Source organism: Roseovarius halophilus (ex Wu et al. 2025) (assembly GCF_047086965.1).
Window position 1 is genome coordinate 20,243 of the sequence record NZ_JBKOTX010000042.1, and the last position, 14,196, is coordinate 34,438.

The window sequence follows — 14,196 nt, forward strand, 5'->3', positions numbered from 1 at the left end:
CGGCCATGAAGCTTTCGGGGGAATTGAAAGAATTTCAGACCCGCCTGGGACATGACTTCGCGCGTGCCGACCTGCTGATCCACGCGGTCACGCATTCCTCGATGGCCTCCGCAACGCGCGATGACAATCAGCGGCTCGAATTTCTGGGCGACCGGGTTCTCGGGCTGGTGATGGCCGAGGCCCTGCTGGAAGAGGCTCCCACTGCCGCCGAGGGCCAGCTGGCCCCGAGGTTCAATGCACTGGTTCGCAAGGAAACCTGTGCGGAGGTCGCTCGGGAAATCGATCTCGGCAAGGTGCTGAAACTCGGCCGTTCCGAAATGATGTCAGGCGGCCGGCGCAAGCAGGCCCTTCTGGGTGACGCCATGGAGGCGGTGATCGCCGCCGTCTACCGCGATGCCGGCTTCGAGGCCGCCAAGAAGCTGGTCTTGCGGCTGTGGGGCAAGCGGGTACAAACCGTCAAGGAAGACGCGCGCGATCCCAAGACGACCCTTCAGGAGTGGGCGCAGTCGCGCGGGCTGGCCCCGCCGGCCTATGTCGAAACCGCCCGTACCGGCCCGGATCACGCCCCACTATTCACGATCGAGGCGCGGCTTGAAACCGGGGCCGCCGACAGCGCGACGGCCGGCTCGAAACGGCAGGCCGAACAGGCGGCCGCGCGCGCCTTGTTGCAGCGCCTCTCGCAAGGCTGAGCGCTCCGGGCGCAGTCAGCGCTACAGAATGTCCAGCACGCGCTGCGGCGGCCGCCCGATAACGGCGCGAGACCCCACGAAAACGATCGGGCGCTCGATCTATTTCGGGTGTGATGCCATTGCCGCGATCAGGGCCTCGTCGTCATCATCTTTCGACAGCTCCAGCTCCCGGAACAGGCTTTCACCTTTGCGTATCATCTCGATCGCGAGACAGCAGAGCGTGTCACGCGTCAACCCGATTTCCTCGACCGTGGGAACGTCATCCAGATATCGTCTGACCGAATGTTGCTTTCCGTGCGCTTCGAGAAGCGCGAGCGCCTCACGCGATTTGCTGCATCGTGGATTGTGCCATATCGTGATCACAGCCATGCTTCCGTATCGGTTCCGACCGCTTCCGCCACGGAGGCAAACCCGTCCCGCGCCAGCAGGCGGTCCAGCCCTTGCGAGATCCCGGCGACCAACGACAGCCCGCCATAGACCAGGGCCGAATAAAGCTGCACCGCGCTCGCCCCGGCGCGTATCTTTGCATACGCGTCCTCGGCCGACCCTATGCCGCCCACGCCGATCAAGGGCATCATTCCGTCCGTCATGTTGAAAAGCCGGGCGACAACCCGTGTGGATTTGTCGAACAGCGGCGCGCCCGAAAGCCCACCGGCCTCGTCTTGGGCCGCGCTTGTCAATCCGTCGCGGCTCAGCGTGGTATTCGTCGCGATGATCCCGGCGACACCACTGCGGGTCGCCACGTCCGTCACCTCCAACAGCTCGTCATCGCTCAGGTCCGGGGCGATCTTCAGGAAAACCGGGATCGGCGAGGGCAGCGTGTTGCGGGCCTCCATGACGCCCGCCAGCAAGGCGCTCAGGGCCTCGGCCCCCTGCAGATCACGCAATTTCTCGGTGTTCGGGCTGGAGACGTTGACCGTTGCGAAATCGAGGTAGCGACCGCAATGGGAAAGAACGCGGACATAATCCTCGGCACGGTCCGCGCTGTCCTTGTTGGCCCCAAGGTTCAGGCCGATGACTGCATCGCGCGGCCTGTCGGACAGCCGCGCCGCGACCGCCTCCATTCCGTCGTTGTTGAAACCGAACCGGTTGATGACCGCGCGATCCTCGGGCAGACGAAAAAGCCTTGGCTTCGGGTTGCCCGGCTGGGGCCTTGGCGTGACGGCGCCCACTTCGAGAAAACCGAAACCGGCGCGCGACAGCGGCGAAAGCGCCACGGCGTTCTTGTCGAAACCAGCCGCGAGCCCGACCGGGTTGACAAGACGAAGGCCGGCGACCTCGGTGCGCAACCGGGGTGATGTCACCAAACCGGACAAGGGCACCAGGCCCGCACGGAGCGCCATCAGACCCGCGGCATGGGCGCGCTCGGGGTCCAGCCCGCGCAGGGTCCGCAATCCCAGTTGCTCGACCGCCTTCATACCATCTCCGGCGGGAAACGGTGCCGTCCGTCCACCAGCGGCACTGGCCGCGCCCATTCCACGTCCTCGATGCGCAATTCACGATACAGGTGCGGGAACCGCGCGCCACCGCGCGAGACCTCCCATTTCAGACAATCCCCCAATCCGCCGGTTGCCACGGCCAGCAGAACCAGCCCGTCTTCACCGGCAAAATGCTTGGCCGCGGTTTCAGCGGCCTGTGCCGCGGTCGAGAAATGAATGTAGCCATCCTTGATATCCACCGGTGCCCCATCGGTCGCACCGGTATCCTGCAACGCCTGCCATTCGTGTTCGCGGAAGATCTTGTAAATCAGCATGGGTCGCTTGATGCCCCGAGCCCTCACGGCGGTCAAGCGATTACGCCCGGCACATCCCGTGTACACGCCGCGCCGTCAAGACTGTCGATCGGCATCCGCCGGCATGCCGGCCCGCCTGCGACATGGTCCGGCAATCGCCGTAACGGCAAGGATCACCCCCGAAACGGTCGCGATCATGCCGGCTGCGCTGACGGCGTTCGCATAACCCAGCCAGAGCGGCGCGTATCCTGCCAGAACATACCCCGAAATGGCGGACAGTATCGCAAACGCAATCGACCACCCGATCTGGGTTTCAAGCCGGTTGGTCATCATCCGGGCCGCAGCAGGGGGGCAAATGAACATGGCGATCACGATGATCGAGCCAACCGCGTCGAATGCCGCGACCGCGGCAACGGCAGCGACGCCGACAAGCGCCATGCCGAGCCAGCCGGTGGATATGCCCTGTGTTCGAGCGAACCCCTCATCGAACGTCGCCAGTTTCAGAGGACGCCAGAACACGACCGTGAACAGGGAAACGCAAACAAGCGTCAGCGCCATTCGAGGAAGTTCCGGCGGAAGGCCTTGCAGGTGCTGCCAATCCAGCAGCGACGCCCACCCGAAACCGTCGAGCCATATCAGGCTTTCAAGATTGCCGTAAAGCGCGTGCTGCACGTCAAGATGCACGTCGGAGGTATCCGATTGTTCCAGCAGAAGGACACCACCCGCGAACATCGCGGTAAACACGACACCCATTGCCGCGCCAGGGTCGATCCGGCCAAGCCGGCGAACGATCTCGATCAGGGCCACGGCGACAAGCGCGGCGGCGGCGGCGCCGAGCATCATCGGGATGGCCGCGACCAGCCCTGTCACCAGGAATGCGACAACGATCCCCGGCAGAACGACGTGGCTGATAGCATCCCCGATCAACGCCTGACGCCGCAGCAAGAGAAAGTTTCCGGGCAAGGCACAGGCAACGGCCGCGAAAGTGCCGATCAGCAGCGGCGGCAGCGAAAGGGACACGAATTCAGTACCGATCATGTTGCGGCCTCCGGCCCAAGCTGGCGGTCCAGTTCCGAGATTTGATCGGGAGTCAGCACGGTTTCGAGCGGCGTCAGGCCATCGTACCGCGCCGCCGCGGCCTCGTGGGCAACGTCGCTGCGCAGCAATTGCCACCGCCTTTCGTCCAGGCGCGCCCTCGCCGCCTGTGCACGTCCCGAGGCGGTGGCCACACCGTCGGCGCGAACATATCCGGCCCGCCCGAGCAACCGAAGCGTCAGCGGTTCGTAAATCGGTTGTCCTTGGGACAGCGCCAGCAATCCCTGCCGCAGATGGACGCGTGTCTGGAACCGGCGGTGGCGCAACCATGCCGCCAACAGGCCGCGAACAGGGGCCACGAGCAGGGAAACAAGGAACAATGCGAAAGCCACGAGCACGATTATGGGCCCTGTCGGAAGATCCGGCGCCGTTGCGGAAACCGCCGCGCCTATATAGCCCGAGGCGCCACCGATTGTGCCCGCAATCAGGACGACGGCACCCACCCGCTCGGTCCAGAAACGCGCCGCCACGGGCGGGATGATCAACAGCGCGACGATCAGGATCAGCCCCACGATCTTGAGCCCGACAACCGTGACAGCCATTGCAAGCGCCATCATGGCCAGTTCCATACGGTGCACGCGCACTCCACTGCCGGCCGCGAATTCGGGATCGAAGGCGACGAGAGCCATCGGGCGCCGCAGCAATATCACGAGCGCCAACACCAAGCCCCCGCCGACCGCGATGATGACGGCGTCGTTCCAGAGCATTCCCGCGGTGGCGCCAAGAAGAAAAGTCTCGAGTCCGGCCTGCCGGCCCGCACTCATCGACTGGATCACCGTGAGCAGGACGATCCCGAAACCGAAGAAAACCGACAGCACAGCGCCGATCGCGGCGTCCTCGCCGAGGCGCGTGTGGCGCGTCAGTGCGCTGACGCAAAGCAGCCCCGCCCATGCGGACAACGCTGAGCCCAACAGAAGCCCGGGCAGCGCCCTGCCGTCACCGCCCAGCCAGACCATTACCATGAATGCCAGCCCGACCCCGGGCAGCGTGGCATGACTTATCGCGTCACTGACGAGTGCCCGCCTGCCAAGGAACAGGAATGTCCCGGTGGCGCCGGCCGCCATGCCAAGCAAACCGGCGCCAACAGCAACGAGCGCGGCATTGTAGCCAAGCTGTAGCGTCAGCGCGTCAAGCAGCATGGTCACCCGGCCACGCCGATCTGGGCCGTCGCCAAGCGTCCGCCATAGGCTTCCTGCAAGGCCTTGTCGGTGAAGGTTTGCGCCACGGGGCCCTCGGCGATCGCGCGCGTATTGATCAGGAAGGCGTTGTCGAAATAGTCCGGCACCGTTGTCAGGTCGTGATGCACTGCAACGATACTTTTTCCCTGTGCCTTGAGGTCTTTCAGCACCGCGATGATCGCTGTCTCGGTGGCGGCGTCCACGCCGGCGAACGGCTCGTCGAGCAGGTAGAGCTCGGCGTTCTGGGCCAAGGCGCGCGCGAGGAACACGCGCTGTTGCTGCCCGCCCGAAAGCTGCCCGATCTGCCGGTCCGCGAAACCTTCCATCCCGACACGCCCAAGGCAGGTCATCGCGGCCTCGAGATGCCGGGTGCGCACCCGGCGCAACCAGCCCAGTTCGCGGTACAGGCCCATGAGGACAACGTCTATCACCCTCGTCGGAAAATCCCAGTCCACGCTGGCGCGCTGCGGCACGTAGGCGATCAGGTGCCGCTGTTTCGACAAGGGAACGCCCCAGCACGTCACCCGGCCGGACAACGGTTTGACGATGCCGAGTGCCGCCTTCAGCAACGTCGACTTGCCTGCCCCGTTGGGGCCGATAATGGCCGTCATCGCGCCGGAAACAAAGGTTGCGTTCACAGAAAAAACGGCCGGCTTCTCACCGTAGGACACGGTAAGGCCGCGGATGGCAAGCGGGCTCTGGCTCAGGTTATCATGCTGCGTGGGCATACCCTGCCGGGTGGCGAGCTCAAGTTGCATCGACGGCTCTCCCTCAGCTTCCCGCCGCAAGCCGGCCCTGCATGCCCCGCTCCGGAACATGCCCGCCGAGCGCCGCCGCGATGGTCGTCACGTTGTGATCAATCATTCCTGTGTAGCTGCCCTCGTACGTGCCGGGTTCACCCATCGCATCCGAGAACAGCTCACCCCCGATATCAACCTCGTGCCCCCGCGCCGCCGCGCCCTCGACCAAGGCACGCACGTTTCGATCAGATACCGAGCTTTCGACGAAAACGGCGCGAATGTCGCGCTCGACAAGCATGTCCACCAACGCCCCGATCCGGTTGAGCCCCGCTTCGGATTCGGTCGATATCCCCTGAATTCCCACCACGTCGAAATCGTAGGAGCGTCCGAAATAGCCGAACGCATCATGCGCCGTCAGCAACACGCGCGATGCCTCGGGCACCGTTGAAAGCGACGCTTTCGCATAATCGGCAAGGCGGTCTATCTCCGCACGGTGCGCTTCGGCATTGGCGGCAAATAAATCCGCGTTCTGCGGGTCGGCCTCCCGCAGGGCCGTTTCGACGGCGCGCACGACATGAAGCCAGAGCGCCGGCACCATCCAGACATGCGGGTCGAACCGGCCGTCATACTCCTCGTGCGCGATGAGTTCGGCCTCGGGCACGCTTTCGCCCACGGCAACGACGTGTTTGCGCTTTGCGAGTTTCCGCAGGAACTCCTCCAATTGCGCTTCGAGATAGAGCCCGTGCCACAAAACAAGGTCGGATCGCGTCAGTGCCACGATGTCACTGCGGGTCTGCCGATAGGAATGCGGATCGACCCCAGGGCCCATCAGCGCCGTCACCGTCACCGCGTCGCCGCCCACGCTGCGGACGGCGTCGGCTATCATGCCCGTGCTTGCCACCACGTCGAGGCGAGTCGCGCCGGCGTGTCCCGGCCCGGCCCCGAGGACCGCGAGGGCAGAGGAGAAACGCAGAAAGTTTCGGCGTGTGATCGGCATAAGAGTTCCCGCAATGTGGATGTGTTTGCCAACGGTTATGTAGGTGTCGGCGCGGCAAGTCAATGCAATTGCGAATAAGTCGCATTTTCGATTCGATAATGGACTGACCGTTGAGAGGATCACCCCGGGGCGCAGACCGGCACGGGCATGGCTGGACCCGGTATTCGGCCGGTCTGTTCACCGTCGGCTTCGCGTCGGCAACGCGGTGGTCCGGAAACGCCGCACCATGGCCGGCACAGAACGCAATCTTCGCATGGCCGCCGCGCCGCGGCGTCTGGTGCCGCCCAGCAGAATGGGATACACCCGCCCCACTTCAGAACGGGATTCCCACATGACCACACGCGCAGGCTTCATCGCCCTGATCGGAGAGCCCAACGCGGGCAAGTCCACGCTGCTGAACCGCATGGTGGGCAGCAAGGTCAGCATTGTCACCCACAAGGTCCAGACGACCCGCGCCCGGATCCGCGGCGTGGCAATCGAGAATGAAAGCCAGTTGATCTTCGTCGACACGCCCGGTCTTTTCGCGCCGCGCCGGCGCCTTGATCGCGCGATGGTCGCCGCCGCGTGGGGCGGCGCGGCGGATGCGGACGTGATCATACTGCTTGTCGAGGCGCACAGGGGCGTGACCGAGGGCGTCGCGCGGATTCTCGAAACGCTGGCCGAGATCGCCGGAGACCGGCCCGTTGCGCTGGCCATCAACAAGATCGACCGCGTGAAATCCGAAAACCTGCTGGCATTGACCAAGGAACTCAACGACCGGTTCGATTTCACCGAGACGTTCATGATCTCGGCTGAAAAGGGGTACGGCGTGGCGGACCTGCGCGATTGGCTGGCACGGTCTGTTCCCGAGGGGCCGTGGCTGTATCCCGAGGACCAGATCGCGGACCTGCCCATGCGCATGATCGCCGCCGAGATCACGCGCGAGAAGCTGACGCTCAGGCTGCACCAAGAACTGCCATATCAATTGACGGTCGAGACGGAAAACTGGGAGGAGCGCAACGACGGCTCCGCGCGGGTCGATCAGGTGATCTATGTCGCGCGGGAAGGCCACAAGGGTATCGTGCTGGGGCGAAGCGGCGAGACGGTCAAGGCCGTCGGCAAACAGGCGCGGGCCGACCTTGAAAAGATGCTGGAGCGCAAGGTTCACCTTTTCCTCCAGGTCAAGGTCCGGCCCGGATGGCTGGAGGAATCAGAACGATACTCGGCCATGGGCCTCGATTTCTCGGATGGTGGCGGATGACCGCCCGGCTGGCGTCCGGCCTGTGGGTTCAGGCTTATCTGACGCGCCTGAGACTCAACGACATACCCGCTTTCGTCGTGGCAAGGGGAGACGAAACGGCCGGTGCCGTGCTGGTCAAGCTCAACACGCTTGACGGCAATGCAATGGCATTCCAGCGGTCGGTGGACCTGCTGAGCGGCGCCCGGCAATGGATGGTGCTGGCCGAGGGGCCGGAGGCGACGGTGGACGCGGTGATGACGCGCCAGCGCGCCCTCGATCCCGACCTGTGGATCATCGAGGTCGAGGACAGGCAGGGGCGTCATTTGCTGGAAGAACCGGGGCTTGCGGATTGACCGCCCGCGTTTGACGCAGGTCAACGCGATCGCTTTCATGTGTTAATATCCTGTACGGCAGTCTGCACGGTCAGCAGACGCGCGAACAAGGGAGTGATCTGAGAATGAAACATATTTTCGTGGCGACAGACGGGTCGGATGCCGCCGGACGGGCGATCGACGAAGCCGCGGCCCTGTCAGCGGCGCTGAACATTCCGCTGACCGTGGGTCATGTCCTGCAATTCGGGCGCCCTGCCGAGGAACTGGCGCGCATGGCCGATGTCGAGCACATGGTCAGGCAGGCACGCAAGGAATCCGGCGTCGACTTTCCGAATGTCCCCGACTCCATGATCGGCCTGTTCAAGGATACCCGCCCGGGCGACGATGCCGTGCGGCTGATCACCGTGATCGGCGACGAGATCGTGAGCCGCGCCGCCGACAGGGCAAAGGAACTCGGCGCCAAGGTGGACAAGACGCGGACATCGCAGGGCGATGCAGCCGATGCGATCATCGACATGGCAAAGGATGCCGGCGCCGATGCCATCGTGATCGGCCACCGGGGGCTTGGCCGTCTCAAGACCGCCCTGGTCGGGAGTGTGGCGCAAAAGGTCATCAGCCATGCCGATTGCACGGTGATCTCGGTCCGCTGATCGGTGGGCGGCCCGTCCGGCCCTCTTGGCAAACGCAACGATCTGGTATCCCATGCGCCCCATGACGCACGGGAAGGATCAGCGCGATGGAATGGCGTGACAGGGGGATCATGCTGTCCGCGCGCGCACATGGTGAAAGCGCGGCGATAATCGAGGTCCTGACGCCCGCGCGCGGGCGTCATGCAGGTGTGGTGCGCGGGGGGGCCTCGCGCCGCATGGCCCCTGTCCTGCAGCCCGGTGCGCAGCTCGATGTGACGTGGCGCGCCCGACTCGAGGAACATATCGGCACATTCACCGTCGAACCGACGCGGGCCCGTGCCGGGGGGCTTATGGGGAACCGTCTTGCGCTGGCGGGGCTCAACGCGGTGACGTCCCTTTTGCTGTTCTCCCTGCCCGAGCGCGAACAGCATTTGCGCCTTTATGACGAAACCGAACGCCTGCTGGACCTCATGGGGCAGAACGACATCTGGGCGCTGGCCTACCTGCACTGGGAAATGACACTGCTGGAGGAGATGGGTTTCGGGCTCGACCTGTCTGCCTGTGCGGTGAAAGGCACCAATGCAAACGACCTCAGCTACGTGTCGCCGCGAACGGGCCGGGCCGTTTCACGCGCCGGCGCGGGGGAATGGGCTGACAGGCTGCTGCCATTGCCGCCGTGCCTGCTGGGCCATGGCCCGGCCCCGGACACGGAAGTCGCCGAGGCATTCCGTGTGACGGGGCATTTCCTGCGCCATCACCTCGCCCCGCAACTGGGCAACAAGCCCCTGCCGGATGCCCGCGAACGGTTCATCGGTGAATTCCGCAAGAACATGGCGAAAACGGACTGACCGATCGGACTGCCAGATTGAAACGGGCGGCCACCGGGGCCGCCCATGCTTGGTCATGCAAATGGTGGGGCCTTCATATATCTGCGAAAATACAGCTTCTGCATGACATCCGCGTGACACCCGCACTGGTCAGCGTGGCGTGCCATGGTGCCCGGATCAGCCGCCTTACCCCCGCCTTCGACAGGCGACGGTCGCAAAAAACGCGTATTCCCGCTTTCAGCCGTTCGATCGGGCCTATGCACCATGCTCGGCCGTCCCCGGGCCGAGCATCCGCGGGACCCTCAGGGACGGTGCCATGGCCGATCGAAACGGCGAAGGCACCGAATGCGACATGGCACAATGTCGCAAACCGGCAAGCCGCGGCACCGCCCGCCAAGCACGCTGATCGGAAGGAGGGACCGCGAGTGAACACACACTACCGCGACGCCCGCAAGATCGACCCGACACGCGGCGCAACGCTCGGGGACAACACCCCGAACGACGCTGACCGGATCGAGATCGGGCCGACCCGGCTGGCCTTTCGGGAATGGGCGGCCGCCGGACTCGAATTGCCGGACCTGCCGGAGATGCGCCGCTATCGGTGGGCGCGCCTTGCGCGGCATGTCGTGGCACGTGATTACGCCGGGCTGCTGCTGTTCGACCCGCTCAACATCCGTTACGCCACCGACAGCACCAACATGCAGCTGTGGAACACGCACAACCCGTTCCGCGCCGTGCTGTTATGTGCCGACGGCTACATGGTGATCTGGGATTACAAGAACTCCCCCTTCCTTTCGACCTTCAACCCGCTGGTGCGCGAGCAACGGTCGGGTGCGGACCTTTTCTATTTCGACCGCGGCGACAAGATCGACATTGCCGCCGACGCCTTTTCGAACGAGGTGCGGCTGTTGCTGGCGGACCACGCGCCGGGCAACAAGCGGCTGGCCGTGGACAAGCCGATGCTCCACGGCCTGCGCGCGCTGGAGGCGCAGGGCCTCGAGATCAAGGAGGGCGAGGAAGTGACCGAGAAGGCGCGGTCGGTCAAGGGCCCCGAGGAGATGCGGGCGATGCGCTGCGCCTCACATGCGTGCGAGGCGTCGGTAGCCGCGATGGAGGCGTTCGCCCGGGCGAGCGTGCCGTCAGGGCAGACCAGCGAGGATGACATCTGGGCGGTACTGCATGCCGAGAACATCAGGCGCGGCGGCGAATGGATCGAAACCCGCCTGCTCACATCCGGCCCGCGCACGAACCCATGGTTCCAGGAATGCGGGCCGCGCATCACGCGGATGAACGAGATCATCAGCTTCGACACCGACCTCGTCGGAAGTTACGGGATCTGCGTGGACATATCGCGCAGTTGGTGGATCGGCGATCGCAAGCCGCGGCCCGACATGATCTACGCGATGCAGCACGCGGTCGAACATGTCCGGACGAACATGGAGATGCTGAAACCCGGCGTCACGATCCCTGAACTGTCGGCCAACACCCACGTTCTGGACGAGAAATACCAGGCCCAGAAATACGGCTGCCTGATGCACGGTGTCGGCCTGTGCGATGAATGGCCCCTCGTCGCCTATCCGGACCGGGCCGTCGAGGGTGCCTATGATTACCCTTTGGAGCCCGGCATGGTTCTGTGCGTGGAGGCGCTGGTGGGCGAAGTCGGCGGCGATTTCTCGATCAAGCTGGAAGACCAGGTGCTGATCACGGAGGACGGGCACGAAAACCTGACGAAATACCCGTTCGATCCGGCGTTGATGGGGGAGTGACCCCGCCCGGGCGGCATGGCCGTTTCAGGCGGACGGCCAGAGGACGGGGATCAACGTGGCAACCAGCAAGCCCGCCATCACCCGGTTGAAGACGCGCAGCCGCCGCGGGCTTTTGAGCAGCCGGCGCAATTGCTGTCCCAGCACCGTCCAGCCCGTCGTGCTTACGACCGATACCAGCACATAGACACCGGCCACCCACAGGACGGCTGTCAGGTTGCGGCTTGCGGCGTAAAGGGTGATGGCCGACAGCGCCATGGACCATGCCTTGGGGTTCACCCATTGGAACGCCGCCGATTGCAGGAAGGTCAGCGGCCGCCCCTCCGCGCCCGTTTCCGCGGGCGGGGCGGCGTTGGCGATTTTCCACGCGAGATAAAGCAGGTAGCCCACGCTGAGCGCCTTGAGCACGGTGTAACCGAGCGGCCACATGTCGAACAACTGCATGACGCCGACCCCCACCAGAAACACCATCGCCGGAAACCCCAATGCGATGCCCAGCATGTGGGGCACCGTCCGGCGAAACCCGAAATTGGCGCCCGACGCCATGAGCATCAGGTTGTTGGGCCCCGGCGTGAGGACCGTGACGAAGGCGAACGCGACAAGCGCGGTGAGGAGTTCGAGTGTCATGCCCGCAATCCTATGCCAATCATGACACATTCGGATTTCTTTGTTTTGCTCGATCGTTGAAATAATGCAATTATTGACGTCAATGGATGACAAGGACGAACAGATATTGCACGCCCTGACATGTGACGGGCGGATCAGCAACCTTGACCTGGCCGAGCGGGTCGGCCTGTCGCCCTCGGCCTGCTTGCGGCGGGTGGCCGCCCTTGAACGTCGCGGCGTGATCCGGGGCTATCGCGCCGTGCTGGACCGGGCCGCGCTCGGCACGGGGTTCGTTGCGTATGCGACGGTCGGTCTGAACTCGCACAGCAAGGCCAGCCAAGAGGCGTTCGAATGCGCCATGGCGGCCGCGCCCGAGGTCGTGGAGTGCCACAACATCACCGGGTCGGTGGAATATCTCTTGCGGATCGAGGTAGCGGACCTGCCGAGCTACAAGGCGTTCCATACCGACGTGATCGGCACGTTGCCGCAGGTCAACGCGATCACGTCCTACGTGGTGATGGGATCACCCAAGGACGAACGGGCGTGACGGGGCGCGCGCGGGCGGCGCGCCCCGACGGCAGTGATCAGTAGACGACGACGGAGCGGATGCTTTCGCCGGCATGCATCATGTCGAAGCCCTTGTTGATCTCGTCCAGCTTCAGCGTATGGGTGATCATCGGGTCGATGTCGATCTTGCCCTGCATGTACCAGTCGACGATCTTGGGCACGTCGGTGCGCCCGCGGGCGCCGCCGAAGGCGGTGCCTTTCCACGTGCGCCCTGTAACCAGCTGGAAGGGGCGGGTGGAAATCTCGGCGCCCGCGGGCGCCACGCCGATTATGATCGATTCTCCCCAGCCCTTGTGCGCGCATTCGAGCGCATCGCGCATCACCTGCACGTTGCCTGTCGCGTCGAAGGTGTAATCGCCCCCGCCGCCGGTCAATTCGACAAGATGTGCGACAAGGTTGCCGTCCACGTCGTTGGGGTTGACGAAATCGGTCATGCCGAACGTCCGCGCCATCTGCGCCTTGTCGGGATTGAGATCGACGCCGACGATCTGGTCGGCACCTGCCAGTCGCAGGCCTTGGATGACGTTGAGCCCGATACCACCCAGCCCGAAGACAACGCAGCGGCTGCCGATCTCGACCTGGGCGGTGTTGATCACCGCGCCGATGCCCGTGGTGACACCGCAGCCGATATAGCAGATCTTGTCGAACGGCGCGTCCTTGCGCACCTTGGCGAGCGCGATCTCGGGCAGGACGGTGTGGTTCGAGAAGGTCGAACAGCCCATGTAATGCAGGATCGGCGTGCCATCGAGCATCGAAAAGCGCGACGTGCCGTCGGGCATGACGCCCTGCCCCTGCGTGGCGCGGACGGCCTGGCACAGGTTGGTCTTGGGGTTGAGGCAGTAGTCGCATTCACGGCATTCCGGGGTGTAGAGCGGGATGACGTGGTCACCGGGTTCCAGCGAGGTGACGCCGGGACCCACCTCGACGACCACGCCCGCGCCCTCGTGGCCGAGGATGGCGGGGAACTGCCCCTCCGGATCGCCCCCCGACAGGGTGAAGTCATCGGTATGACACAGCCCGGTCGCCTTGATTTCGACCAGAACCTCGCCCTCCTTGGGGCCGTCGAGGTTCACTTCCATGACTTCCATGGGTTTTCCGGCCTCCAGGGCCACGGCGGCAGTCGTGCGCATGATGCTGTCCTCTTTGCTTGTTTCGGGAAAGTCTGGGCGAAAGGTCGTCTCTTTTCAACATGTCCGCGACACCTGCTGCCGCAAGCGCGACGGTTTGACGAGCGCCGTGCCGCAAAGCCCGTGCCGTTTGTCGCACCCAGATGGCCGCGGACTCGACTCGCCTGTCCGGGCGGACTAGAAACCGGACGTGAACAAACCACGAACATCGTATCCTCATGCCGGCTCGTCGCATCCTGTCTGTCTGGTTTCCGCGCCTCGGGGCCGACCGCCTGCAACGCCGCATGGGCGAGACGCAGGAAAGGCCGCTCGCGGTGGTCGGCCACGAGGGGCGCGCGCAGGTTCTGACCTCGGTTTCGGCGCTCGCGGAAAGCGCGGGGCTGCGCGCGGGCATGCCCTTGCGCGATGCCTGCGCCATCTGCTCCGAACTTGTCACGCGCACACGCCACGAGCAGGCCGAGGCGGCCTTCCTTGCCGCGCTGGCCCGGTGGGCGGACAGGTTCTCGCCATGGGTGGCGACGCAGGCCCCGGATTCGCTGATGCTGGACATTACAGGGTGCGCCCACCTGTTCGGCGGGGAGGCCGAGTTGATGGCGGCGGTCATCGAGGGCGCGGCGGATCTCGGGCTGGCCGCACGCGGCGGGCTGGCAGACACGCAGGGCGCCGCGTGGGCCCTGGCGCGCTATGCCGGGGTC

Annotated in this window: 17 protein-coding genes; 8 read left to right on the top strand and 9 right to left on the bottom strand. The window is 64.8% G+C overall.

Features of this window, described 5'->3' with window-relative positions; translation table 11 throughout:
• Positions 1 to 5 precede the first annotated feature (5 nt).
• Positions 6 to 689, top strand: coding sequence for a ribonuclease III (rnc, locus tag ACH107_RS10865; RefSeq protein WP_412505881.1), 684 nt, complete (start codon positions 6 to 8; stop codon positions 687 to 689).
• Positions 690 to 788: 99 nt separating this feature from the next.
• Here rnc and ACH107_RS10870 read toward each other — a convergent pair whose 3' ends face one another.
• The 7 genes from ACH107_RS10870 to ACH107_RS10900 all read right to left on the bottom strand — a co-directional run bounded on the left by ACH107_RS10870 (position 789) and on the right by ACH107_RS10900 (position 6,431).
• Positions 789 to 1,058: an ArsC/Spx/MgsR family protein gene (locus ACH107_RS10870; protein ID WP_412505882.1), complete on the bottom strand. Its 270-nt coding sequence runs from the start codon at positions 1,056 to 1,058 to the stop codon at positions 789 to 791.
• Positions 1,049 to 2,107 (bottom strand): quinone-dependent dihydroorotate dehydrogenase, encoded by a 1,059-nt coding sequence (locus ACH107_RS10875; protein ID WP_412505883.1) that lies wholly within the window; start codon positions 2,105 to 2,107, stop codon positions 1,049 to 1,051. Before ACH107_RS10875 ends, ACH107_RS10870 begins: the two co-directional genes overlap by 10 nt.
• Complete coding sequence (locus ACH107_RS10880) at positions 2,104 to 2,442, bottom strand: DUF952 domain-containing protein (RefSeq protein ID WP_412505884.1); 339 nt, start codon at positions 2,440 to 2,442, stop codon at positions 2,104 to 2,106. The genes ACH107_RS10875 and ACH107_RS10880 overlap by 4 nt, the downstream gene beginning before the upstream one ends.
• 75 nt (positions 2,443 to 2,517) lie before the next feature.
• On the bottom strand, positions 2,518 to 3,459 hold the full coding sequence (locus ACH107_RS10885; protein ID WP_412505885.1) for a metal ABC transporter permease: 942 nt from the start codon (positions 3,457 to 3,459) through the stop codon (positions 2,518 to 2,520).
• Positions 3,456 to 4,655, bottom strand: coding sequence for a metal ABC transporter permease (locus ACH107_RS10890; RefSeq protein WP_412505897.1), 1,200 nt, complete (start codon positions 4,653 to 4,655; stop codon positions 3,456 to 3,458). Before ACH107_RS10890 ends, ACH107_RS10885 begins: the two co-directional genes overlap by 4 nt.
• 2 nt (positions 4,656 to 4,657) lie before the next feature.
• Positions 4,658 to 5,452: a metal ABC transporter ATP-binding protein gene (locus ACH107_RS10895; protein ID WP_412505886.1), complete on the bottom strand. Its 795-nt coding sequence runs from the start codon at positions 5,450 to 5,452 to the stop codon at positions 4,658 to 4,660.
• Between the two features lie 13 nt (positions 5,453 to 5,465).
• Positions 5,466 to 6,431 carry a metal ABC transporter solute-binding protein, Zn/Mn family gene (locus ACH107_RS10900; RefSeq protein WP_412505887.1) on the bottom strand — a complete coding sequence of 322 codons (966 nt, stop codon included), beginning with the start codon at positions 6,429 to 6,431 and terminating at the stop codon, positions 5,466 to 5,468.
• Positions 6,432 to 6,762: 331 nt separating this feature from the next.
• Between ACH107_RS10900 and era the strand changes: the two genes are divergently transcribed.
• The 5 genes from era to dddP all read left to right on the top strand — a co-directional run bounded on the left by era (position 6,763) and on the right by dddP (position 11,204).
• Complete coding sequence (era, locus tag ACH107_RS10905; RefSeq protein WP_412505888.1) at positions 6,763 to 7,671, top strand: GTPase Era; 909 nt, start codon at positions 6,763 to 6,765, stop codon at positions 7,669 to 7,671.
• Positions 7,668 to 8,003 carry a DUF1491 family protein gene (locus tag ACH107_RS10910; protein ID WP_412505889.1) on the top strand — a complete coding sequence of 112 codons (336 nt, stop codon included), beginning with the start codon at positions 7,668 to 7,670 and terminating at the stop codon, positions 8,001 to 8,003. Before era ends, ACH107_RS10910 begins: the two co-directional genes overlap by 4 nt.
• A gap of 104 nt (positions 8,004 to 8,107) precedes the next feature.
• The gene (locus ACH107_RS10915) at positions 8,108 to 8,632 is read left to right on the top strand and encodes a universal stress protein (protein WP_412505890.1); all 525 of its coding nucleotides are present in this window, start codon (positions 8,108 to 8,110) and stop codon (positions 8,630 to 8,632) included.
• Between the two features lie 86 nt (positions 8,633 to 8,718).
• Positions 8,719 to 9,459: a DNA repair protein RecO gene (recO, locus tag ACH107_RS10920; RefSeq protein WP_412505891.1), complete on the top strand. Its 741-nt coding sequence runs from the start codon at positions 8,719 to 8,721 to the stop codon at positions 9,457 to 9,459.
• A 404-nt stretch (positions 9,460 to 9,863) separates the two neighbouring features.
• On the top strand, positions 9,864 to 11,204 hold the full coding sequence (gene dddP / locus ACH107_RS10925; protein WP_412505892.1) for a dimethylsulfonioproprionate lyase DddP: 1,341 nt from the start codon (positions 9,864 to 9,866) through the stop codon (positions 11,202 to 11,204).
• A gap of 24 nt (positions 11,205 to 11,228) precedes the next feature.
• On the opposite strand, the gene ACH107_RS10930 is transcribed toward dddP, so the two are convergent.
• Positions 11,229 to 11,828: a LysE family translocator gene (locus tag ACH107_RS10930; RefSeq protein WP_412505893.1), complete on the bottom strand. Its 600-nt coding sequence runs from the start codon at positions 11,826 to 11,828 to the stop codon at positions 11,229 to 11,231.
• An 82-nt stretch (positions 11,829 to 11,910) separates the two neighbouring features.
• Between ACH107_RS10930 and ACH107_RS10935 the strand changes: the two genes are divergently transcribed.
• The gene (locus tag ACH107_RS10935) at positions 11,911 to 12,354 is read left to right on the top strand and encodes an Lrp/AsnC family transcriptional regulator (protein ID WP_412505894.1); all 444 of its coding nucleotides are present in this window, start codon (positions 11,911 to 11,913) and stop codon (positions 12,352 to 12,354) included.
• 37 nt (positions 12,355 to 12,391) lie between these two features.
• Here the strand turns inward: ACH107_RS10935 and ACH107_RS10940 are convergent, their stop codons facing one another.
• Entirely contained in the window at positions 12,392 to 13,504 is a 1,113-nt protein-coding gene (locus ACH107_RS10940) for an S-(hydroxymethyl)glutathione dehydrogenase/class III alcohol dehydrogenase (protein ID WP_412505895.1), read from the bottom strand.
• Between the two features lie 215 nt (positions 13,505 to 13,719).
• On the opposite strand from ACH107_RS10940, the gene ACH107_RS10945 reads away from it, so the two are divergent.
• On the top strand, positions 13,720 to 14,196 hold a 477-nt coding region (locus tag ACH107_RS10945), incomplete at its 3' end, for a Y-family DNA polymerase (protein ID WP_412505896.1).

Bases quoted from the DNA above. Each gene is read 5' to 3' on its own strand.
- rnc (WP_412505881.1), top strand. From the start codon at position 6: ATGAAGCTTTCGGGGGAATTGAAAGAATTTCAGACCCGCCTGGGACAT.
- ACH107_RS10910 (WP_412505889.1), top strand. From the start codon at position 7,668: ATGACCGCCCGGCTGGCGTCCGGCCTGTGGGTTCAGGCTTATCTGACG.
- ACH107_RS10885 (WP_412505885.1), bottom strand. From the start codon at position 3,459: ATGATCGGTACTGAATTCGTGTCCCTTTCGCTGCCGCCGCTGCTGATC.
- ACH107_RS10930 (WP_412505893.1), bottom strand. From the start codon at position 11,828: ATGACACTCGAACTCCTCACCGCGCTTGTCGCGTTCGCCTTCGTCACG.
- ACH107_RS10895 (WP_412505886.1), bottom strand. From the start codon at position 5,452: ATGCAACTTGAGCTCGCCACCCGGCAGGGTATGCCCACGCAGCATGAT.
- ACH107_RS10870 (WP_412505882.1), bottom strand. From the start codon at position 1,058: ATGGCTGTGATCACGATATGGCACAATCCACGATGCAGCAAATCGCGT.
- ACH107_RS10875 (WP_412505883.1), bottom strand. From the start codon at position 2,107: ATGAAGGCGGTCGAGCAACTGGGATTGCGGACCCTGCGCGGGCTGGAC.
- ACH107_RS10890 (WP_412505897.1), bottom strand. From the start codon at position 4,655: ATGCTGCTTGACGCGCTGACGCTACAGCTTGGCTACAATGCCGCGCTC.
- ACH107_RS10880 (WP_412505884.1), bottom strand. From the start codon at position 2,442: ATGCTGATTTACAAGATCTTCCGCGAACACGAATGGCAGGCGTTGCAG.
- ACH107_RS10900 (WP_412505887.1), bottom strand. From the start codon at position 6,431: ATGCCGATCACACGCCGAAACTTTCTGCGTTTCTCCTCTGCCCTCGCG.
- recO (WP_412505891.1), top strand. From the start codon at position 8,719: ATGGAATGGCGTGACAGGGGGATCATGCTGTCCGCGCGCGCACATGGT.
- ACH107_RS10915 (WP_412505890.1), top strand. From the start codon at position 8,108: ATGAAACATATTTTCGTGGCGACAGACGGGTCGGATGCCGCCGGACGG.
- ACH107_RS10935 (WP_412505894.1), top strand. From the start codon at position 11,911: ATGGATGACAAGGACGAACAGATATTGCACGCCCTGACATGTGACGGG.
- era (WP_412505888.1), top strand. From the start codon at position 6,763: ATGACCACACGCGCAGGCTTCATCGCCCTGATCGGAGAGCCCAACGCG.
- ACH107_RS10940 (WP_412505895.1), bottom strand. From the start codon at position 13,504: ATGCGCACGACTGCCGCCGTGGCCCTGGAGGCCGGAAAACCCATGGAA.